The 21232-nt window shown below is 40.9% G+C and carries 22 protein-coding genes; 9 read left to right on the top strand and 13 right to left on the bottom strand.

All coding sequences use genetic code 11. The annotated features are described in order from the left end of the window. The first annotated feature begins 41 nt into the window (after positions 1-41). Positions 42-1877, top strand: coding sequence for an ABC transporter ATP-binding protein/permease (locus K2W90_06080; GenBank protein MBY0353903.1), 1836 nt, complete (start codon positions 42-44; stop codon positions 1875-1877). Here the strand turns inward: K2W90_06080 and K2W90_06075 are convergent. From K2W90_06075 to K2W90_06050, 6 genes are all read right to left on the bottom strand, one after another. Continuing rightward, positions 1874-3511, bottom strand: a complete 1638-nt coding sequence (locus K2W90_06075) for a hypothetical protein (protein ID MBY0353902.1) — start codon at positions 3509-3511, stop codon at positions 1874-1876. The two genes, K2W90_06080 and K2W90_06075, sit on opposite strands and share 4 nt — an antisense overlap. Positions 3512-3536: 25 nt before the next feature. Next, positions 3537-4325, bottom strand: a complete 789-nt coding sequence (locus tag K2W90_06070; protein MBY0353901.1) for an ABC transporter permease — start codon at positions 4323-4325, stop codon at positions 3537-3539. A gap of 28 nt (positions 4326-4353) precedes the next feature. Next, a complete protein-coding gene (locus tag K2W90_06065) occupies positions 4354-5142 on the bottom strand; it encodes an ABC transporter permease (protein MBY0353900.1) in 789 nt (262 codons plus the stop codon). A gap of 79 nt (positions 5143-5221) precedes the next feature. Then, the gene (locus K2W90_06060; protein MBY0353899.1) at positions 5222-6025 is read right to left on the bottom strand and encodes an ABC transporter permease; all 804 of its coding nucleotides are present in this window, start codon (positions 6023-6025) and stop codon (positions 5222-5224) included. Positions 6026-6050: 25 nt separating this feature from the next. Next, positions 6051-6803, bottom strand: coding sequence for an ABC transporter ATP-binding protein (locus tag K2W90_06055; GenBank protein ID MBY0353898.1), 753 nt, complete (start codon positions 6801-6803; stop codon positions 6051-6053). Positions 6804-7206: 403 nt separating this feature from the next. Next, on the bottom strand, positions 7207-7701 hold the full coding sequence (locus K2W90_06050; GenBank protein ID MBY0353897.1) for an ankyrin repeat domain-containing protein: 495 nt from the start codon (positions 7699-7701) through the stop codon (positions 7207-7209). A gap of 136 nt (positions 7702-7837) precedes the next feature. On the opposite strand from K2W90_06050, the gene K2W90_06045 reads away from it, so the two are divergent. The 6 genes from K2W90_06045 (at position 7838) to K2W90_06020 (ending at position 13257) form a co-directional block, all read left to right on the top strand. Then, on the top strand, positions 7838-8410 hold the full coding sequence (locus K2W90_06045; GenBank protein MBY0353896.1) for a TetR/AcrR family transcriptional regulator: 573 nt from the start codon (positions 7838-7840) through the stop codon (positions 8408-8410). A gap of 39 nt (positions 8411-8449) precedes the next feature. Beyond that, a complete protein-coding gene (locus tag K2W90_06040) occupies positions 8450-10060 on the top strand; it encodes a hypothetical protein (GenBank protein ID MBY0353895.1) in 1611 nt (536 codons plus the stop codon). Positions 10061-10522: 462 nt separating this feature from the next. After that, positions 10523-11332 (top strand): transporter substrate-binding domain-containing protein, encoded by an 810-nt coding sequence (locus tag K2W90_06035; protein ID MBY0353894.1) that lies wholly within the window; start codon positions 10523-10525, stop codon positions 11330-11332. Then, positions 11329-12003, top strand: a complete 675-nt coding sequence (locus K2W90_06030; protein ID MBY0353893.1) for an amino acid ABC transporter permease — start codon at positions 11329-11331, stop codon at positions 12001-12003. Before K2W90_06035 ends, K2W90_06030 begins: the two co-directional genes overlap by 4 nt. Then, the gene (locus K2W90_06025; protein MBY0353892.1) at positions 11987-12703 is read left to right on the top strand and encodes an ATP-binding cassette domain-containing protein; all 717 of its coding nucleotides are present in this window, start codon (positions 11987-11989) and stop codon (positions 12701-12703) included. Before K2W90_06030 ends, K2W90_06025 begins: the two co-directional genes overlap by 17 nt. Before the next feature lie 41 nt (positions 12704-12744). After that, complete coding sequence (locus K2W90_06020) at positions 12745-13257, top strand: hypothetical protein (protein MBY0353891.1); 513 nt, start codon at positions 12745-12747, stop codon at positions 13255-13257. On the opposite strand, the gene K2W90_06015 is transcribed toward K2W90_06020, so the two are convergent. Next, positions 13208-13798: a hypothetical protein gene (locus tag K2W90_06015; GenBank protein ID MBY0353890.1), complete on the bottom strand. Its 591-nt coding sequence runs from the start codon at positions 13796-13798 to the stop codon at positions 13208-13210. The genes K2W90_06020 and K2W90_06015 overlap by 50 nt on opposite strands. A 5-nt stretch (positions 13799-13803) precedes the next feature. Then, on the bottom strand, positions 13804-14442 hold the full coding sequence (locus tag K2W90_06010; protein MBY0353889.1) for a hypothetical protein: 639 nt from the start codon (positions 14440-14442) through the stop codon (positions 13804-13806). 170 nt (positions 14443-14612) lie between these two features. Between K2W90_06010 and K2W90_06005 the strand changes: the two genes are divergently transcribed. Beyond that, on the top strand, positions 14613-15386 hold the full coding sequence (locus K2W90_06005) for a class I SAM-dependent methyltransferase (GenBank protein ID MBY0353888.1): 774 nt from the start codon (positions 14613-14615) through the stop codon (positions 15384-15386). A 1-nt stretch (position 15387) separates the two neighbouring features. On the opposite strand, the gene rplU is transcribed toward K2W90_06005, so the two are convergent. The 5 genes from rplU to K2W90_05980 all read right to left on the bottom strand — a co-directional run bounded on the left by rplU (position 15388) and on the right by K2W90_05980 (position 19858). Continuing rightward, positions 15388-15729, bottom strand: coding sequence for a 50S ribosomal protein L21 (gene rplU, locus K2W90_06000; GenBank protein ID MBY0353887.1), 342 nt, complete (start codon positions 15727-15729; stop codon positions 15388-15390). Positions 15730-15931: 202 nt separating this feature from the next. After that, positions 15932-16690 (bottom strand): hypothetical protein, encoded by a 759-nt coding sequence (locus tag K2W90_05995; GenBank protein MBY0353886.1) that lies wholly within the window; start codon positions 16688-16690, stop codon positions 15932-15934. Positions 16691-16756: 66 nt separating this feature from the next. After that, positions 16757-17383: a hypothetical protein gene (locus tag K2W90_05990; protein MBY0353885.1), complete on the bottom strand. Its 627-nt coding sequence runs from the start codon at positions 17381-17383 to the stop codon at positions 16757-16759. 227 nt (positions 17384-17610) lie between these two features. Then, positions 17611-18468 (bottom strand): deoxyribonuclease IV, encoded by an 858-nt coding sequence (locus K2W90_05985; GenBank protein ID MBY0353884.1) that lies wholly within the window; start codon positions 18466-18468, stop codon positions 17611-17613. Further along, positions 18458-19858 (bottom strand): phosphomannomutase/phosphoglucomutase, encoded by a 1401-nt coding sequence (locus K2W90_05980; GenBank protein MBY0353883.1) that lies wholly within the window; start codon positions 19856-19858, stop codon positions 18458-18460. The genes K2W90_05985 and K2W90_05980 overlap by 11 nt, the downstream gene beginning before the upstream one ends. 251 nt (positions 19859-20109) lie before the next feature. On the opposite strand from K2W90_05980, the gene K2W90_05975 reads away from it, so the two are divergent. After that, a complete protein-coding gene (locus K2W90_05975; GenBank protein MBY0353882.1) occupies positions 20110-21213 on the top strand; it encodes a J domain-containing protein in 1104 nt (367 codons plus the stop codon). Positions 21214-21232 lie beyond the last annotated feature (19 nt).

Genomic DNA, 21232 nt, shown 5'->3' with positions numbered 1-21232 from the left:
ACCAAGCTGCGTATGAGCTTTAAAGTAAAGAAAGGGAGCCTGTGAACGCATATTTTTTGATTGATAGTTTTAAACAAAAACTCAGTCTGTTAAAAGTCAGATTCGAAAGCCCGTGGTGGCAGGTTATCATTGACCAAAAGGTCTATTTAGGGCTTGCACTTTTTGGTGAAATTATTGCTGCCATTTTTCGGCCAATGGCTATTTTAATGATTGGTTGGATTTTCTCGATTCAGCGCTATGATTATTTTGCTTATTTATTTTTGGTGTGGGTTGGGGTTTATCTTATTCAATTGGTTTCCCGCTTGTTTAACAGCGTCTTGCAGTTACGTTGTATTCACAGCGTGCACTATCGAGCGCATCAGTTTTTTTTACAAGTTGATCCCATTTATCATACGCGTCGTTCAAGTGGTACCATTTTGGGCAAAATTGATCGTGCTTCAAAAGGTTACGAAGATTTGCTTGATGCGGTGATTACCGAAATTTTACAAATTGCGGTAGGTGTTGTTACGGTTGTTATCTCACTTTCGTGCTACTTGTGGTTGCTGGGTCTTTGTGCGGGGCTCTTGCTGGGTATTATTATGATTGTGGGCGCAGTAACAGCCAAGTTAATGATTATTCCGTACGAAAAAAAACTAATTCGTGCGTCTGACAAATCAAAGTCGGTTGGTGTTGAGAATTTAGCACAAAACAATTTAATTAGAACTTGTTTTGCTTCAAATGAAGTTGATGATCGTTTGCGTGATAAAGACAAGCGCTTGATGCACAAGGAAGGTAAATTATGGTTTATGTACAATTGTATTTATGCGTTTATAAAAATTCTTTATGTGAGTAGTATTTTTGTTATTGGTACGTGGTTGTTGTGGGTGGCAAAAAGTGGTCAACTTGAGATTTCAATGGCTATTTCGTTGCTGTTGATGTACCTGCGAGGTACACATGAAATTGTTAAAATTGAAAAGCCAATTCGCAAAATTTTAACGTATACAACGAGAATTAATGATCTCTTTGTTTACATTCGTGAGTTTGGTAAGCAAACGTATCCCGTTTTGCAAAAACTTGAAAGATATTGTCGCGTTAATATGGTATTAGCACCAAGAGAGTTGTTTTCACTTCAAGCAAAAGATATTTATTTTGATTATGATGCAACAACAAAAATTTTTGAAGGGCATACGCTTTTGCTTGAAGTTTCTGCAAAGCAAATCAACAAACTTTATGGCGTTATTGGGCCTTCAGGTATTGGGAAAAGCACCTTGTTGTCATTACTTGGAGGGCAACTGCGTCCAACATTTGGAAAGATTTTTGTTGATAATGTTGATATTTATCAAGTTGACGATATTGCGCGCCGCCGCTTGATTGCCTTGCAAGGTCAAGTTGCAACAAATATTCGTGGCACGTTGAAGCACAATGTTCTGTTTGGGCTTCCTGCCGATATTCAAATTTATAGTGATGATCAGTTGAGGGAAGTTTTAGAAAAAGTTGGCTTGTGGGCTTTGTTTGAAAAAAAACAAGGGTTAGCAACCTTTGTTGGGGAAGGTGGCTTTACGCTTTCTGGTGGGCAGCGCCAGCGACTTAATTTTGCTAATTTATATTTGCGTGCCATGTACTTTCAGCCGCATCTTATTTTGATCGACGAACCAACGAGTAGTCTTGATGAGATGAGTGAAAGGGCGATTACTGCGATGATTTCGCAGTTGGCAACTAAAGCGGTTACTATTGTTATTGCGCATCGGCTTAAAACGCTTGACGATGCCGTGGGCCTGCTCGACTTCTCGCTGCTTGCGGATGAAAAGGAACTTCGTTTCCATCCGCATGAGCAGCTTGAAAAGCGTTCTGCTTATTATCGTGGTCTTTTGGCTGGCCATGAGCCGTTTGACAATTAAGCACTGGCAGGAATTAAAAATTGTTCAGCGAGCCTTTCAGGCTCTTCAACATTAATGTGTGCCCATGAAGTTGAGCGGTGGAGCTGTTGTAACTGTTTTACTTTAATTTTGACTGCTTCATAAAATGCTTCGTAATTGTCTTCAACGGCTCTGGTCATGTGGTTGCTTAATTGCGTAAATTCGCTTGGCGTGTACTCAAATTTTGTTGTTTTAAAATCTAACTCATTTTGTACATAAATAACCATTGGAACCGATGGATCGTTGTAATCCATAAAAATTGAGACGCGTTGTTCGCTAAGAACTGAATAGTCGATGCGCGGAAATTTGTAGCCATTTTTTTGTGCATACTCCATTGCTTTTCTTAGTGCGCCACCTTTTTCTGAGCTTGCAGAAGCATCACAGAAAATATAAATATCTACATCACGGCGAAGCATAGGAGGTAGTGGCAAGTTAAAACCAATGCCACCGTCCATGAGTGTTAAGCGCTTTTTTGTACGCATTGCTTGGTTGCGCATGCCGTAGGTAAAGTTGCGTACCTTTGCAGCGGTAACGCGCCAGCCGCCAAAATCCATTATTTGGGTAATTTTATCAAGAGCAAATTTCAATGTTTTTCCTGGAATTTTATCTTTAAAAATTCTTACTAAATCACGTGCATTTACCGAAAACGCTGAACCAAAAATGCCCATTAAATAGCCAAGTGTTTGTTCTGCGTCAACTGAGGTTGTTACGCCATTTTCAAATTTGCTATTAAACGTTTTAGTAGGAATAAATGCGCCTAGTTCATGGCTGCCAATTTCAAACGGTGAGTATTCAAACCAAACATAATCATTGTTAAACGAACCTACTGAAGTAAAAATAGGCAACGGAAAATTGCCAGTTTCTAAGTTTGGTGCGAGTTCTGAAAGATAAACTTTACGCCCGCCCGGAGTTAGGTTACTCAAAAAGCTGTTGGCAAGTAACATGCCCCACATGTCGATAAGGCTGGTGTCTTGAGAATTTTTTACTTTTTTATAGAGCGTTTTGTACGAAGCTTCCATGCTGAGCGGGGTAGTAAGTAAATGGTTAGAAGCTTGTTCTTGCAACAAAGCGCGAAAATTTCTTAATGGAACATTTTGTGCCAGCCAGTTTCCCAAAAACCAGGTAGAACCTGAAAGAGTGGACATGTACATTACTGAATCGAGCATGTTAATATTTTGTAACCCTTGCGTAAGGCCCAGAGAGGCAATCATGGCGCGATAGCCGCCGCCGCTGGCAACAACGCTGATGTTGGGAAGGTGTTTGTATGAAAGAGTTTCGTTAACAATGCGCTCAACACTGGCCTTTACTTTTGGTAGTCTTTTTTTGATGGCGCTAATTTCTTCAACGGGCAAACTTTTACCTTCGCGCACGCGCACCAGCTCTCTACTTGTTGGGAAATCTTGGTTCTCTTCTCGTTCCAGTGCTTCAAGATCGGTAATGTCATTAATTAATTCGATACTTTTGTGATTACTTGGTGGTAGTGCTTCAATTACAAAATCTCTGAGTATTTGTTCTTGTTGGTCGACTGTTGGCTCTTGTCCTTGGCATGTGTTGAGCAATAGTTGAAACGAAAAAATTGTTGCAAGAGAGAGAACTACTCTTTTTGTTGTCTTCATAAAAAATCTCCTTTTTTAGATTTTATTAAACAAAGTCAAGGCGTCGTTTGAGACGGCGAATGCTGATGAAAGCAAACGTAAGTGTTACGCATAGAGTTACTGGTGCGCATATATAAAATGGTAGTGAGTTAGCAGGGTCCAGAACGCAGGCGCGTAAGCCTTCGGTTACGTATAAAAATGGGTTAAGCAGGCAAAAATAAGAAAAATTAGGAGACAGTTTGTTGATGGCTTTCCAGGTAAATTGAGAACCACCAAAAAACCAAAGCGGAAACAGAATGCGTGGCCAAATAATGCTCATGCCTTCCATGCCCGATACAATGCTTGACATAAGCAGGCTTAAAAATGCGGTAAAGAAATTTGCTAGGACAAAAAAAGGGATAAATTTGATCAGCGATAAGTGAATGAAGTCTAAACGGCTGAGCAAGACCAGTTTTGCGACTAAAAAGATAACGCTGGAAAGAAGCGCGTTTAGAAAAGCATAACTGCAGGTCTTTTGGAGCAAAACGAGCCATGAAGGAATAGGTAAAGCCAATTCATAAGCGATGACTTGATTGCCATACATATCGGCAACAAAATTTGCTGTATGAACAAAAATGAGAAACACGCCGTAAAGAGCGACGCCACCAATAGCAAAACAGGGACCATAACTTTCCGGCATGCCCAATGACGAAAAAACATATGTTGTTACGAATGTAGTACTTCCGGCCCAAATAGTAACATCAAATATTTTGCGTAATAGCATTCTCTGCAAAATGAGTAGATCTTTTTTGAACAAAAGCCAAAAAATTTTAGCGTACGCTTGTATTTTTTTCATAAAAATTTTCTCAGTTACTTAAATGTTATTACACAAAATCAAGGCGCCGTTTGAGTCTGGCAATGCTGATGAAGGCAAAAGCAAGCGTTGCAAAGAGCGCCACGGGGGCGCAAACATAAAATGGTAGTGAGTTAGTTGGGTCTAGCACGCAAGCTCGCAGGCCCTCGGTTATGTACAAAAATGGGTTGAGCAGGCAGAGGTAAGAAAACTTTGGCGAGAAGTTATGAACTGCCTGCCACGAAAATTGTGAACCACCAAAAAACCAAATGGGAAACAAAAAGCGTGGCCAAATAACATTTAAACTTCTCATGCCGGGCAAAAAGCTTGTTACGAGCAAACTTAAAAATGCTGAAAAAAAGTTGGTGAGTATAAAAAATGGTACAAGTTTAATCAGTGAAAGGTGGCTCAAGTCGAGGCGTCCTAGTAAAACAATTTTTGCAACGGGAAAAATGAATACGGTGAGGGTGCTGGTAAACAGTGCGTAAGTACATGCTTGTTGAATGAGTATAAGCCATGAGGGAAGAGGTAAAACCAAATGATTGCCAATAATTTGATCGCCTTCAAGGTCGGCCAAAAAATTTGCCGTATGGTCAAAAACGAAAAAAATACCATAACTTGCAACGCCGCCAATAGCAAAGCACGGGCCGTAATCTGACGATATGCCCAGTGATGAAAATATGTAGGTGGTGACAAAAATAGTGCTGGTGGCCCAAACTATGCCATCAAAAATATCACGCAGCAGCGTTTGGCGCATGATAAGCAGATCTTTTTGCATTAAATGCCAAAAAATTTTGGTGTACGATTTTATTTTATCCATGGTTTTTTTGTCTCGAGTCAAAAAAAATGCCGGTCACTACTGACCGGCATCATAACGTTGCAGATATTAAAAATCAAGCTTACACAAAATCAAGGCGCTTCTTGAGTCTTCTGGTTGCTACTACGCCACACAGTGTTGCAAAAACAAGCAGCATGCCAACGCACGGCCAGTAAGACAGTGAGCCTTCTTGCCCTAGCACTGCAGCACGAATGCCTTCCATTGCGTAAACAAACGGATTAGCCAAGCATGCATAAGCAAGCTTTGGCGACAGTTGATGCAAGATGCTCCAAGGATATTGCGAGCAGCCAAAAAACCACATTGGAAAAATAAAGCGCAACCATACTTTCATGATTTGTGACATGCTATCTACCATGCTTACCAACAACAAGCTAAAAAAGCTTGAAAAGATATGAACGGCAAAAAACATAACAACAAATTTAACGATCGAGAAATTTGCAAAGCTCAATTTATCAAGCAAAATAAGCTTACCCAGCGGCAACACAATGATGCTCAATATCGAAGCTTTACAAACATAACTTACCGATCGCTGTACAAAAACTAGCCATGAAGGCATTGGCAGCGTGAGTGGAAACGAGATTGTCTGGTTTCCTTCTAAATCGCCAACAAAAGCCGTTGCTGCAGCAAATGCTTGAAAAAGACTTACCGAAACAATTGACGCTACCGCAATAAAAGCACCAAAGCCTTTTGCAATACCAAGCAACGGAAATGCGTAGGTAGTGACCAAGACTGTTGGCCCAACCCATGCTACCGTGTTAATAAGCTGCTCAGCAACAATACCACGATATACGGTCATGTCGGCTCTTACCAGCTGCCATACCAAGCGCGCATATGAAAGCCAGCGATTTTCTTGTTTTGTAACCATAATAGTTCCTAATAATTTAACATAATTAGCGTGTTTCTTCGTGCATTAATTGCAAGAATACTTCTTCCAAATTGCTCTTTTGATACACTGATTTCAAGTTTTCTGGTGTATCAATCAACTTGATATTTCCTTTGTCCAAAACGCAAATGCGATCAGAAAGTACTTCTGCTTCATCCAAATAGTGTGTTGTCAAAATAACTGCAACGCCTTCATTTTTCAGATCGCGAATACTTTCCCACAGTTGGTGACGAATGTGCGGGTCTAGGCCCACAGTCGGTTCGTCCAAAATAACCAAAAGCGGATTGTGCATGAGCGCGCGGGCAATCATGGCGCGTTGTTTATAACCGCCCGACAATATTGAACATGAAGAATCGGCATATTGTACCAACTCATATTTTTTCATGAGTTCGTTTTTACGTTTTTCAATGGCATCTTCCGACATGCCGTAGTAGCGGCCAGCAAAGACCAAGTTTTGCTCAATCGTTAATGCTGGATCGAGGTTTGGTTTTTGTGGACAGTAGCCAATGATGCGTCGGTAGTTGGCAATGTCTGCGTAAATTGATTTTCCTTCAAACAATATCTCGCCCGAAGTTGCCGGGTGGCGCGTTGCCAAGATTGAAGAAAGGGTTGTTTTTCCGGCACCATTAACACCCAAAAGACCAATGATTTCACCTTTTTGAATATCAAGGCTAATACCTTTGAGGGCTTTAATAGTACGTTTTTTGTCCGGATATTCTTTGGTGACATTGAGAATGCGGACGAGGACGTTAGACGACATAATCGTTCCTTATATTTTTAAAGTGCGTGCAAAATTCGATGTGCATAAAAAATGAGCACAACAAATGCACCAACGTTGTTTTATTACAAAAAACTAAAATGAAATGAAAAATAAACGAAGCAGTATACAAATACATGCATATCTTGTTGTAAAACAAGAGCAACTGCTTGATAAAGAATGCGCCTTGCGGCTAGCGAGTGAAAATGGTTATCACCGCTCGGTCGCAGGCGGTAAAGATGGTTGTTACCATGGTCTTTTCCTCCCACTTGTGGTGGCTTTTGGATAATAAAGCTATATCTTTTATTTCTATCAAAAAAATAGTTACTCGTCAAAGAAATGTAATTTATTGATAAAAAAGGCTTATTTAAAGCTCTTAATTTATTTTATTCTGACTCAAATATTTTTATGGAGCCAAAAGTATCGTGAGTTCCATTGTTTGTGCGATATCAACAGGCATGTCCCCACAACTATTTTTAATGGTGAGGTCGGCGTTATGTTTAATAAGTAGTGCAGCTATTGCAATGTTTTGCTTGCGTGTTGCTATGTGTAGTGCTGTGTCGCCAGTTCGTTCTTCCTGTGCGTTAACATCAAGGGTTGTATTTTCTAGCAAGTATCTAGTAATTTCAAGCCCATCCGAGGCAATCGGACAGTGGGCGGCTAGTATTAACCTTTGACTATTGTCAGGAGAATAGAGGGGGTCAAATGGAGAGCCGTATAGTGGTTGTATCAGTCTTTGGAAATTGTTGAAATTACCCGTTATTAAGGCCGAATGTAAATCGTTTTTCCAGTTGCGTTTTTTTTCTTGGGTTCTAATTTCTTGTAATATTGCTGCTGCTGGCATTGCGGTGCTTGTAAGAGCAAGTGCCATAAACAATGAACTTACAATTTTTTTGTTCATGATTGTCCTTTGGTTATATTTTTAGTACTATTACTTATTGTTAATTGACTAGTCAGTTAATTCAATTTAGCATATATTGACTAGTCAGTCAACTGGGTTGTAATTTACTAAAAAATGATACTTTTTGAGGGTTTTTATGAAAAAAACAACTAAAGAGAAGATTCTTGAAGCGGCTAAAAGTCTTTTTCTTGAGCGTGGCTTTGCAGGTACTTCAATGGGCGATCTTGCCAAATTGGCTGAAATTAACCACAGTCTTATCTTTCATCATTTTGGTAGTAAAGAGCAATTGTGGCTTGCGGTAAAGCAAAATATTTCTCAGCAAGCAAGTCTTGCAACCCCTGTTTTGCCAAGTACCGATTTGCCTTTCCGTGATTTTCTAGCCTTGTTATTTAAGCAGAGTATGGCTTTTTACCGCAACAACCCTGAGATTGTTCGCATGATTAATTGGCAGCGGCTTGAAGGTCAAGAAGCTCGTAATATTGGCGTTACGCTTTCGGCTGAAATGCAGCAATGGATTGATGCGTTTACTCATTACCAAGAATGTGGTGATATTAATAAAAATAGTAAGCCAGTATTTATTGTAACGATGGTTTTATCAATTATTAGTTCAGCAGTTTTAGATCCAAATATTTTTATTAGTAGTGAAAAAGATCAACAGGATTATTTTGATTTTTGCTTGAATCTTTTAATTGAAGGGTGTAGAAACTAGGGATTAGTTTAATCGCAAAAGTTTTTTAGGAGTATGCATATGAAAAAATTAGCAACGGCTTTGTTGGTATGTCTTGGCGCAAACAGCATGGTTTTACCGGCGGCCAAAAAGTATTGGAAGAGCTTAGAGCCGGACAAAGTGACGGGTCGTACGAGCGAGAATATGACGATTTCTCAGGATGACCGCACAACGCTTACCGAATATATCAACTGGCTTGGTGGCACTACCGAGGTAACGCCAGACAAACAAGTAGCGTTTGTCGATCTGTATGATCGCCTGGCTGATCCACGTTCTGGTATTTTTAAAAATGATGATGCGCGAGAAAGAGTTGTTAACTATCTGCAAACACTGGCAGCTGAACGCGAAAAATCTGTGGCACAACCAACAAGAGCTCCAGGCATTTTACGACAACCAAAACCGACGCGGGCAAGTTCATCTGATGATGGATTGGCAGCCTGGTACGGTGGTGACGATGAAGCAGCTCAAAGATCAGAGCCGGACGAAGATGATGTGGTGAATGAGCTTCGTGAACACATTGAGAGATGCAAGCTTGCTGACGAAAAAGAAGCTCCTGTAGAAGGGGATAGTTGGGTTGATAGATATTATAAGCAGAGAATAAAAGACCTGGAGGAGCTGCATGGCGTTGTCTGGGATGAAATTGATACGAGTAAGCAAGCATTTCGAGAAGAGGGTATTGCGCGTTGTGGTCGTGATACGTGGCTAGGAATTGACTCAGAGCCGCAGCCATGGCCAGAAGATGATTTTTGTGGATTTGTACCAAAAAATCAGCCCCAAAAGACCGCACTCGAACGTGCCGAAGAAGCAGTCAAAAAAGCACAACGAGATGTTGAAGACGCAAGAAAATCTCTGAAAGAAGCTGAAGAAGAAGATGTTGATGCAGCTGCTCAAGTGATTCTTGCTCAGTGGCAAAAAGAAGGTGCTGACAAAAAAACACAAAAAGAGTTGGAAGAGACGAAAAAAGCTTTGGAACGGACGAAAAAAGAAAATGAACAATTGCAGAAAGAGTGGCGCGTAGCCCAGGATGCATTGGAAAAAGCAGATCCTGCCTTTTTCAAAAAAGTTGATAAAAAAGAAGCAAAAGGTCATTTCTTGGCAGCTCTGAAGGCTGGAGGCGCTCAGTGTGCGAGCGGGGCCTGGCGTTACACAAAAATTGCGGGAGCTGTTGCTACCGTTGCTTCAGCAGCATTGGTCATGTTAGAAATTGGTTACGGACTTACTTACGGGCATCATTCTTCGTTTGAAAAAGCACTTAAGTACGTAGCTGCACGTTCCGTTGAAATTTGCTCTGTAGGAGGGGCTTTTGGGATTATTGGTGCTGCTAGTCAAGCAGCCAAAGATGCCTGCATGGCCCTGTACCAATATTTCTGTCCTGAACCCACAACGTGGAAGAAAGAGGAGAATGAAGAAGGTGGCCACTACATAAAAATGGCCGTAGGTACACCATTACTTACCTATCTTGCCAAGGAGCTTATAAACGTTTGGAGCAAGACACAAGGACGCAGAGGTATCACAATACACTCAACTATGAAAGAAGGGATTGTAGCATGTTCCTTTTTGGCTTTTGTAGGTGCAGTTGGAGAGGCGGTTGACGTATATTTAAAATATCGTGAACGACCTGCTCGAGGATAAAACGTTAACAAAACCCCCGGCTTTTGCTGGGGGGGTTGTTTTAGAAAATACCGACGTAATGCAAAAAAATAGCTGATTTTTCGATACAATTGGACATTTACTTGGTGCTGATTTAAACTAAAAATAGTTTGAAGTAATTTTTTGTTTTTTCCGAAAGGGTATGATTATGTCTTTTTCTACAGGATATGAACCAGTCATTCCTGCATCCATTCACTTTGGCCACTCAGACGCCAAAACATTCCCACGCGTGGAATTTTACAAGAAATCTTCTAAACGAAAATCTAAAGCAGCAGTTAAGTAGAAAACTGTTGCATCTCCCCATTTCCTACACTTTTTAATTTTTTGCGCTTAGGCGCACCGTGCAGCTTTTGTGCTGCAAACATGTTTAATTCGTTCAAGAGGTATTGTGCATTTTAACTAATGCATAGTTCTGCTTTAACGTAATTTTTTTTAAGGATAGCTATGTTTACTAATCATAGAAGGCCGGCATTTTGCCTGCTTATCAATGTTATGTTTGTATTTTGTTTAGTATTTTTTTCTTCGTGTAATCGTACTCAAAACGATAATCAAAAAACTAAAAACGAGCTTGTAGTTGGCATGCTGCCAGCCGATGCGCCGTTTATGTCAGTCAATGAGCTGGGTGCTTATGAAGGCTTTGATGTGGACGTTGCTGCCGGTATTGCTCAGCATTTGGGTCGTACGCTTGTAATCAAAGAAATGGCAGTGCCTGAATTGTGCATGGCTTTAGACCGTGGCAGAATTGATATGCTCATGTGTGGGTTTAGTATTACTCAAGAGCGGTTACAGCGCTTTGCCATGGTGCATTATCAAGGCGTTGGTGTAAACACGTTCCCGCTTGTTTTTTGGCAATCGGTGCCGACTGGTGTTGCTAGCATGCAAGATTTGCGTGGCAAAAATGCAACCGTTGGTGTGCTCGCCGGTACGTTGCAAGAAAACTTTGCGCGTCAGTTCGGTTTTATCAACGTTAAGTTGCTGAATGGCTATGCCGATATTGTTTTAGAATTGCAGTACGGCAAAATTACCGCAGCTTTTTTTGATGAAGCGTTTGAAGGCTTTGCAAGAAAGTTTAGTGATCTGCAGGCGGTGCATGTACCGCTTGGTAGCTTTGAATCAAAAGGCCATGGCATTGCTTTGCAAAAAAATAATACTGAACTGGTAGGTCTTGTTGAGCAAGCGGTGCAGCAGTTAAAAAATAATGGTGCAATTGCTCAGTTTGAACAAAAATGGTATTTAGTTGGGGAGGCATCATGAATAGTCACAGCATAGATATTTTGTTGCGCTATGCGCCGCAGCTGATAGATGGCTTTTTGGCAACTATTGAACTCTCGTGCTACGCAATTACCTGTGCGTTTGTGTTGGGCAGCTTGTGTGGTATCGCGCTGAGTAGGCATTTGCGGGTGCCATTTTTGGCACCGGTTCTTTCGGCCTACATTTTTGTAGTGCGTGGCGTGCCATTTTTTGTACAGTTGCTCATGGCATATTTTGTGATTCCCGATTTGTTTGGCATAGACATCTCGCCGTTTTGTGCGGCCGCACTGGCGCTGATTTTATGCTTGGCAGGTTACATTGCAGAAATTGTGCGTGCGGGCATTAACTCAATTCCGCGTGGGCAGTGGGAAGCGTGCTACGTGCTTGGTTATACCAGGCTGCAAGCGCTGCGCTTTGTAATTATGCCACAAATGCTTGCTAATGTTTGGCCAGCATTGTCTAACGAGATTACGTCAGGAATTCTTACGTCGTCAGTTGTGTCGCACATTGGCGTTCTTGAGTTGACAAAAGTTGGCAGCAATATTATTGCACGCGAAATGAATCCGATGTTGATTTATTCAGCTGTTGCCGGTTTGTACTTAATTTTGACAACTATTATTATTTTTGCTTCGCGCATGATTGAAAGGAGACTGCGTTATGATCACGGGGAATAATGTTTCTTTATCATTCTCAGCGGGACGCAAGTTGATTCTTGATAATGTTTCGTTTACCATTCGGCCACAAGCAATTACTGCTTTTTTTGGCAGAAGCGGTGCCGGCAAAACATCGCTATTGCGTTGTATGGCTGGCTTGGTAAAAAAATATGAGGGTACCATTTTAGTTGATGGGACTGATATTAACAAAATACCTGCATCTGTGCGTGTGCGGCATGTTGGTTTTGTGTTTCAACATTTTAACTTGTTTCCGCATATGACCGTTTTGCAAAATTGTATGCAGCCATTAAGGCTGGTTGCAACGGTATTTGAAGACGAAGCGTACACGCGTGCTCATGCTGCTCTTGAGCAGGTGGGCATGCTGGCATATGCCGACCGTTACCCAGCGCAACTTTCTGGTGGGCAGCAGCAGCGCGTGGCAATTGCGCGTGCGCTGTGTTTAAATCCGAGTGTCTTGTTGCTTGATGAACCAACGGCATCGCTTGACCCACAAACAACGACTGAGTTGCGCGAGCTTTTGATTTCGCTGCGTAATGTGGGCAAAGCAATTGTGGTGGTAAGTCATGATACTAATTTTTTGCATAACTTGTTTGATGTGGGTTATTTGCTTGATCATGGCAAAATTGTTGAATCGTATGATACAATAGCTAAAAATCCGAGCGAGACTACATCATTGATTAATAATTTTTTACAAGGATAGAGAAGGGGCTTTATGCCCCTTTTTTTAACGGAGTTGTTTTTATGAAACCGTACAAAAAAATAGCAGTTATTGGCTGCAGCGGGTCGGGCAAGACAACGCTGGCAACGGCACTTGGTGCCAGGTGGAATCTGCCAGTGCATCATCTTGATTTGTATTTTTGGTTGCCAAATTGGGTCGAGCGTGACTATCAAGATTTTAGAGCATTGCATCACGAGCTTTGCGCCAAGAGCGAATGGATCATTGATGGCAGCCAAGTGCGTACCATTGCTGATCGTGCATTGATTGCCGATTTAGTTATTTTTTTGGATGTGCCGCGTCGAATTTGTTTGTGGCGTATTATTAAGCGACGGTGGCAAAATCGGTGTGAGAGTCGTTTTGATTTACCTGAAGGGTGTCCAGAGCGATTAACACTCAAATTCCTTTTGTATGTTTGGCGTTACCCAAAAAGGTATAAGCCTGGTGTTATTGCAATTTTGGATGAAGTGAAAAAAACAAAGCCCGTGATTATTTTACACTCACATCAGGAGATAGCTGATTTTCTGGGGCGAGTATAGTCGTTAATTTTTTTAATAAGACCGAAACTTCGTGAGGGCGGTGCAAGACAATAACAGTCTTGTCGGCTCTTTTTTGTTCTGCAAGATTCTTTAGTACCATGGGCCGCCAGATACTTTTAAAATTGAAAATGTAGGCAAGAAAGTGGCGATTGAGTGAATCGCGGCAACCTGGTGCAAGATCTGGTCGTTGTTCGTTGCGAAAGTTGAGCCAGCGTACAAAAACGCGCCACCAGTAAATGTGGCGTGCAAAATCTAAAAAGATAATAATGTCAGCATGTTTGCAGCGCTCTGGCTGTGTTAGCGTTTGATTACCGTCAATGATCCAGCGCGGTTCTGAACACAGTTTTTGATGGACATTTTTGAATGTTTGATTATCAGAAGCCTGCCAGCCTGCTTGCCAGTAGTAGCGGTCCAAATGATGCACCGGCAGGTTGAGTAACACGCCAAGGTTGCGCGCAAGCGTGGTCTTGCCGGTTCCGCTGCATCCCAAAATTGCAATGCGCTGTGCATGCACAATACTTTGAATATTTTCGATTATCAAGAGCGTTACGCCACAAATATTTTAAGGTGATGGTAGTTTGAAACGCCGTAGGTCTCATCAGGGTGGCGGTGCACTGGTGCGCTGATGCGCAGCAATGAGCGTGTGTTTGCCAGATGTTTAATTTTATTTTTTATTGGATCGGTGGTTGCTGTTTCTTTAGTTTCTGTGTTGCTTTTCCAAAACATCAAGCGCTGCCACCATTTCTTTTTGGCGGGTGCTATTGTTTCTTGTTCGGTGGTTAATGGTTCGAGCAGGTAAATTTTGTCGTTGCTGCCATCAACATTAAAGTAGTAGCCAAAGTCGCCGTGCTTGATTGAGCCAACGGCTTCAAGGTGCGTAATGCCGCCAAATTTATAGTTAGCATTGTCGATGGTTGATTCATACAATGTTTCTATGTCGGCTAGTTTTAACGCATTGCCGCCGTGAAGATTGATGGTGAGTTGCTTTTGTTCAACATCAACATTTCTGCTTTCTATGCTTTTTAAATCTTTATGTTTTAATTGCGCAAATGCTTTTTGTAGTGATGTTACGCAGTAGGAACAGGTAACTTTATCAACTTTTATTGTTGTTTTAATAATTTCTGCGTTTAATAAATTTGCTGGTGTGCTAACAAAAAAGAGAGCTAAATACATTTTTTTGAACATAGTAAACCTAGTATCTCCATAAAACAATCTAATTCTTTTCACTGAAAAGTTATAACACGTTAGTGCCTTTTTGCAAGGTGGTTGTAGAGCAGTTTTCATTTGACATATCAATACATCTACGGTATTGCTTTTCAAGCATTTATTGTTTGCATTTGTTAAAGGAGATTTCTATGCACATTCAAGGTGCTTATGTTTATGAAGGTATAACCGTTGAACTTTACGATTTGTGGTTTGGTTCAGAGCCGCACGAAGACCAATCATTTTACGAACACTTTATTCGTCACGGTAACGGGCTTGCTTTAGAAGTAGGCTCAGGGACTGGGCGGTTGTTGTTGCCATACCTACGCAACAACCTTGAAGTGCATGGTGTTGAACCTTCAGCGCAGATGATGGGTGTGTGCCAAGAAAAAGCCGAGCAGTTTGGCTTGAAGCCAATTATTTATCAGCAATACATGCAATCGCTTAAAATTCCATATTCATATAAAACAATTTTTATTCCCTTGTGTACTTTTCAGTTGTTAGTGAGCAGACAAGAGGTGTTGGAAGCATTGCGTCGTTTTTATGTTCATTTGGAACAAGGTGGGCGCTTGCTGATCTCATTATTTATGCCAACATTGCAAATGCTAACGGCAGAGCAGGGTGTTTGGTCGGTACGCCGCGCAACAACACGTGTTGAAGATAATGCGCATGTGGTGCTTTCTGAAGCGATTCAGCGTAATCACTTTGAGCAGATAGAAACAAAATGGCTCAAGTACGAAGTGTATAAAAACAGTCAGTTGGCAGCAAGCTACGTAAAAACGATGCAGCTACGCTGGTACAGTTGGCATGAATTTAAGATGATAATAGAAAAGGTGGGCTTTCGTAACGTATTTATGTACGGTAACTACACCCACCATGAAGCTTGTGAAAAAAACGAAGTTATCGTTTTTTCAATGCAAAAATAGCTTAAATATTTTCGATTCGAACAACCGTAATTGGTTGACGATGGCCTTTTCTTACGCGGCCTTTAGTACGTCTTTTGAATTTGAAAATAACAATTTTCGGACCTTGGGTTTGTTTAACGATGCTTGCCTTGATGGTTGCACCTTCAACAAATGGTTGACCGAATTCAAATTTGTCGGCACCTTGTTTTCTGAACAAAACTTCAGAAAAACTTAATGCTGTTCCAGCTTCGCCTTCAATTTTTTCAATAGCGACGGTTTGTCCTGGAATTGCTTGGTATTGTTTGCCGCCTGTTTGAAAAATTGCGTATTTTTCGAAAACTGGCTTTGCTAATGCTTCACTCATGGTTTTTATGCCTTTCAGACTCGCAGCATATAAAAATAGCGCTTACTTATCGTACGATCAAAAATTTGCTTGTTTATGACTACTAATTCTAGCAAAGATGCTTGTTTTGTCCAGTCTAAGCTCACAAATTACCTCTTTAACTAAGAAAGGCTCTCTGAGCGAGAGCCCAAAGAGCCTTTCTTCCTAGGTCTAATTTCAGGTTTTATGCGCCAGCAAGCATCTTGAGTGGTGCAAGCTCAGGCATTTCCTTAATCAACATGTCGATAGCAATTCCTCTATTTTTGATGATGAGGTTGAATGTTTCATGTTGAAAGAACTCTATTAATTCGTTGATTTCGTGTGCTGTTAGGCTTGTTGCCAAAACTTCAATGGTAGTTTCATGAACGATATCTGCAGCTTTTTCTGGGTCAAGTGTTACGCCGTACGCTTCCAAAAGGTTCTGATATTGCAGTGATGCAAAGAAAAGACCTGTTTTAATCAAGGATTTTACGGTTTCATAGTTGGCTACAATGAGAAGCTTTTCAACAAGTTCTCTTTGAGCAACGCTGACATTTTCATGAGCTGGTTTAACCGTTGGGATCAAGTGGCTGTATTCTTGTTTCAATTGGTTTAAGTCTTGAGATACTGCTTCTGGCATTGTTTTGGACAATTTTTCAAATGTTTGTGTTCCAATTTTGCTTGCAACTGCTGGTAGCTTGGCAAGCAATGCTTGGTTTCTATTTCTGAAAGCCAAGCAGTAGCCAAGACTTGCTGGTTTATATTCTATCAAGCCTGCAAGTTGACATGCAGCTTGTATATTAACGCCAGTAAACTTACTACGCACTTTAGTGCTTGCTTCTTTTACAAAGTTTTTAATCTTTGAAGTAAGACTTTCATTAATTGCGTCTGATGCATGTGCCATGTTGCCACCAAGGACCAATGACATACATACGCCTAAGAAAACTAGTTTTAATTTTTTCATAATATTCACCATGATAAATACCTCCACTTATCATTTACACTGTTCTATTTCCACATTTCACGAGTATTACGAGAGCCAGGTGCTAAAAATCTTCCCTATTTCGTTCTCTAATTTGCAGCTTTTAAGTACAAATTCCTTACCATGTTCTGAATTCAAAAATTCTTGAAGCTTGTTGGCATCAAGTTTAAGATCGTTAACCAGCGTATGAACGTCTGGTGTTAAGCGCTTAACAAGGCCACTGGTGTTGATCCATTTAAGGATTGTGTGTAAGTCAGCCATAATTTCAAAGGCTGTTTTCAATAGATTTTGCGTAACGGCATGTTCAGGCAAAAGCTCTGGCTCCGGGCTTAATAAGTTAGCCATGGCTCCCATAGCCTTAGTTTGCATTTCTTGCTTAAATTTTATTACTTTTGTGGCTTCGCAGTTTTCTTGACTGAAGAAATTGCTTGCGTGCGCCAAAGATTCTTGTGAGTAGTTTTTCAAAAACTCTGCATAGCAATTTTTAAGTGATGCAAGTTTCTCTTGATCAATTGATGGTAGATCTTGAGACTTTTGTTTTGTCTGTAAAGCTTTTTGCGCAAGTTCTTCAAATTTGATTGCCTGAAAAAATTGGTTGTCGGCGACAACTGGTGACCACATGCTGGTCATAAAACTTACAAAAAACGCATATGCGTAGAGGTAAAAGCGTTTCATAAAGAATACCCCACCTACTATGAATAGTTACATTTACTTTAATAACAACACAGTTAACTATAAGTAGAAAAGCCCCCCACGACCCGAGCTCTAAAACTCTATAATCATAGAACTAGTATAGATTTTGGCGCTAGGACCGTCAAACGCCTAATCTCTATTCAAATATGCAAATATTGGGTCTAAAAAGTGACACAATTAACTGCTTTTTTAAAAAGGGGTTAAAATTCTTACCAAGCTGAAATATTTCTTAGGGTTATATTCATGATTTCAGGTTCGGGAAGGGGTACTTCAATGATTTTAGGGATATCGCTAAAAGCGGGGTTTTTGATGAGCGATTGCAGCACGGGCGCCCCAATAAGGCCCTCTCCGGGAATTGCATGGCGATCTTTTTGGCTGCCCATTGGTTCTAAAGAGTCATTAAAATGAATGAGCTTTAGATTGGTCAAACCAATGGTTTTTTCAAGAATATCGGTAAATTCGGCCTCTTTTTCAAGATTATAGCCAAATGAGAAGGCATGCGAAAAATCTAAACAAAAGGCCACTTTTTCAGGATAATCGAGAAATTCTTTAATTAAGACAAAGTCTTGGAAGTCACTGCCCAGGCATAGGTTGCCGTGAGCAGTATTTTCCAGCAAAATTTGAACGTTGGTTGTGTCCTTTAAAACAGCATTGAGTGTTGAGCAGAGCGTTTTTATACCTAAAAGCTTGTTTTCCTCTGGGCTTAACTCTGGTTGGTGCCAGGTTGCCGAGCCGGAATGTAAAACAATGTAAGGAATCTCAAGACGCTCTGCCAGGTTAATTTCCTGTTTTAAGAGCTTGCGTGAAACTTCTTGTGTTGATTTTTTGCCCGAAGCAGGGTTAATCCAGTATGAGCTGTGAACAAAAATGCCCGAAAAAAGCTCGCGTTTACGTTGAATAAACAGCTCCTGCTCTTCTTTGCTAAATTTTATATATTTTGAATCGCGGTGTGTTTGGGTAAGGAAAAATTGCGCATAAGCAACGTTGTACAGCAACGCATCGTCCAGTATCTGGTTGATGCTGTCTTTCAGGCGAATGTGTAAGCCCAGCTTGTTGTTATAAATCAATTCCTTCCTTCAACTTCTTCTTTTCAAAATAAGGCACAAGTGCTTCAAAAAAGTCCTGTTTAACCTTTTTAAGGCCATCTTTGGTTTCTGATTCAAAGCGTAAACAAATAACGTTTTGGGTATTGGATGCGCGAACTAAGCCCCACCCGTAAGCCATTTGGGCACGAATACCATCTATAGTTATTATAGCCGCATCAGCGCGTGCTGCAAAAATATTTTTTACATGCTCAACAATTATGCCTTTATCTTCTTCAGAAACACAGGGGATGCGAAACTCTGGCGAGCTAACTTTTACCGGAAACGAAGCAATGAGCGTTTCGAGTGTTTCTTTGCTTTCTTCCATAATTTCAAACAAACGCATGGCAGCATAAATCCCGTCATCATAGCCAAAATAGCGGTCGGCAAAGAAGAAGTGGCAGCTGAGTTCGCCCGCCAAAAGTGCCTTGTGCTTGATCATTTGTTCTTTAATAATTGAATGGCCAGACGGAGACATGACTGGGTTGGCGCCTAGCTTGGTCAAAACTTCGGTCAGGCTGCCTGAACTTTTGATATCAAAAACAACCGTTGCCTTGGGATTATTTTTTAATACTTTTTGTGCGTAGAGTGCCAAGAGCTGGTCGCCGGGCACCAAAAAGCCACTGCGCGTCATGGGCGCCATGCGGTCGCAGTCGCCATCAAGGCCGAGTCCAAACTTAAACCACGAGCTGCGGTCAAGCTCACCTTTTACCGAGAGCATATTTTTTTTAACGGTCGGGTCGGCTTCGTGGTGTGGGAAGGTGCCGTCAACTTCGGTAAATAGCAATTTTACATTGCCCCAGTTCATTTTTTCAACGAGTGTAGGGAATATAGTGCCAGCAGTTCCATTGCCGCAGTCAATAACCACATCAAGCTTGGCATTTTTTAAATGTGCAAATTTTTCGGTCAAATAATGTATGTACTCAGTGATAACGTTATAATCTTTGATAGAGCCTTTTTTATCGTTTGTATCTCTAAATGATTTTTCGTGATAAATCTTTTTTATTTCTTGAATTTCTTTGCCCCACACCGCCCACATTTTAACGCCGTTATATTCTTTTGGGTTGTGCGATGCGGTAACGCAAATGCCGCCTGGCGTGTTAAAAAAGTGGACAGCAAAATAAACAACGGGCGTTGGGACAATGCCAACGTCAATAACGTCAATGCCGTGGTCAATAAACGCTTTCATTAAATGTTTGGTGATGGGTAGTGAATGGGTGCGGCCGTCGCGCCCTACCACCATGGTGGTTAGGTGCGGATGCTTTTTTTTGAGAAAGGTTACTATCGCCTGGCCCAGGTCGTACGCTTGGTCAATGGGCAGTTCATCGCCAACAATGCCTCGAATGTCATATTCGCGAAAAATATTGTCGTTCATTACGTTCTCCTTTTTTCTTGCAAAGTGGGGCTTTGGCAGTACCTGGGGGCAATTGATGCAGGTACTATAGTACAATTTTGCAAGAAATAGAAGCAGGGGATCTTGTTGATTCTGGTTATTTTAGGCCTATTCAATCAAAAAAGTGGCACTTTTGTATGAAAAATAGGGGGTGATTGACAATTTTATTTTCTCTTTGTATATTAATTGTTAATAATAGGTGGCTTTTTTGCCACTTAAAACGGGAGGTTTTTATGATATTTAATCATATTTTAGCTAAATTGCGTACTTTTTTAGCGGTATTTTTGGCGGCAGTAACACTGCCTCTGGGTACCGTTTATTCGGCCGCCAGTTCTTCAAATGGCTATACCAGCACTGGTGTGATTGGTGATATGACCCAGCTGACAGTCTTGCAAGACTGGGATATAAAAGCTTTTTGCAAGGCTCGTGGCCTGGATATTGCAGAAATGTGGGATACTCACACTGATTTAGGGTCGGACGATTTTGAAGTACTTTTGAAAGCTTTACCAACAATTCAGGCTGCTATTAAAAAACTTTTTGCAGATTATGCAACATCAGACACGGTGCACGAGATACTTGAAATTTCAAAAATACGCGATTTTCTTCAAAAAATTTTGTTATTGAATTTTGGGACAAAAATTTACGACGAAGATGGTACAGAGCTTGATAAGCAGGTATGTTCGTTGCAAGGTAGGCACTTAGACCAAGAACTTATTGATAATGCCAAAGTTGTGATGGTTTTAAAAACATCAGCAACTGAGATAGTCAAAAAAATTGGTTTTATGCTGGCAACCTATTTTGAGCAAAGTTTTTTAAATCAGCGAAATCAAAACGAAGATGATTATATTTTTTCAGTGCCGCGCGTGCCGCTGGTGTTGGGCATGTGCCAAGATCATGTTGTTATAGCAAGTTTTCCTGTTATTAAACAAAGTTCGTTTAAGCCTTTTATTGCTGATTATTATCTTGAGCATGAGCTTTTAAAAGATGCAACATCGACGTTTGTTAGATTTATGTGTTTGTTGTTTGCAATTTGCTCAGTAGTTGTGCCGACAGTGGGAACAAAATTTCCTTCAATTGTTGATGAATTTTGTGCGAGCGAATATGCGCAACTTTTGGCTGATGAGCCATTTGCGGTTATCGGATTAGATTCAACAGCAACAGAACAGGAAGTAAGAAGTCAGTGTCGTAAACTGGCGCTTACTATGCATCCAGACAAGGGTGGCGATGCTGAGCAGTGGCTGCGCATTCAAGAGGCATGCGAAGAGATAAAGAGTAGTTTTGAGTTGAGTAAAGAAATTGATGAAGTAAAAACATTGACAGGCAAAGCACTGTTATAGTTAAGTATGAGAGGTTATG

The organism is Candidatus Babeliales bacterium (genome assembly GCA_019749895.1).
Taxonomy (GTDB): Bacteria; Babelota; Babeliae; order Babelales; family RVW-14; genus AaIE-18.
Note: the sequence above shows the minus strand (reverse complement) of the source record. Positions and strands in the feature narration are given on the sequence as shown.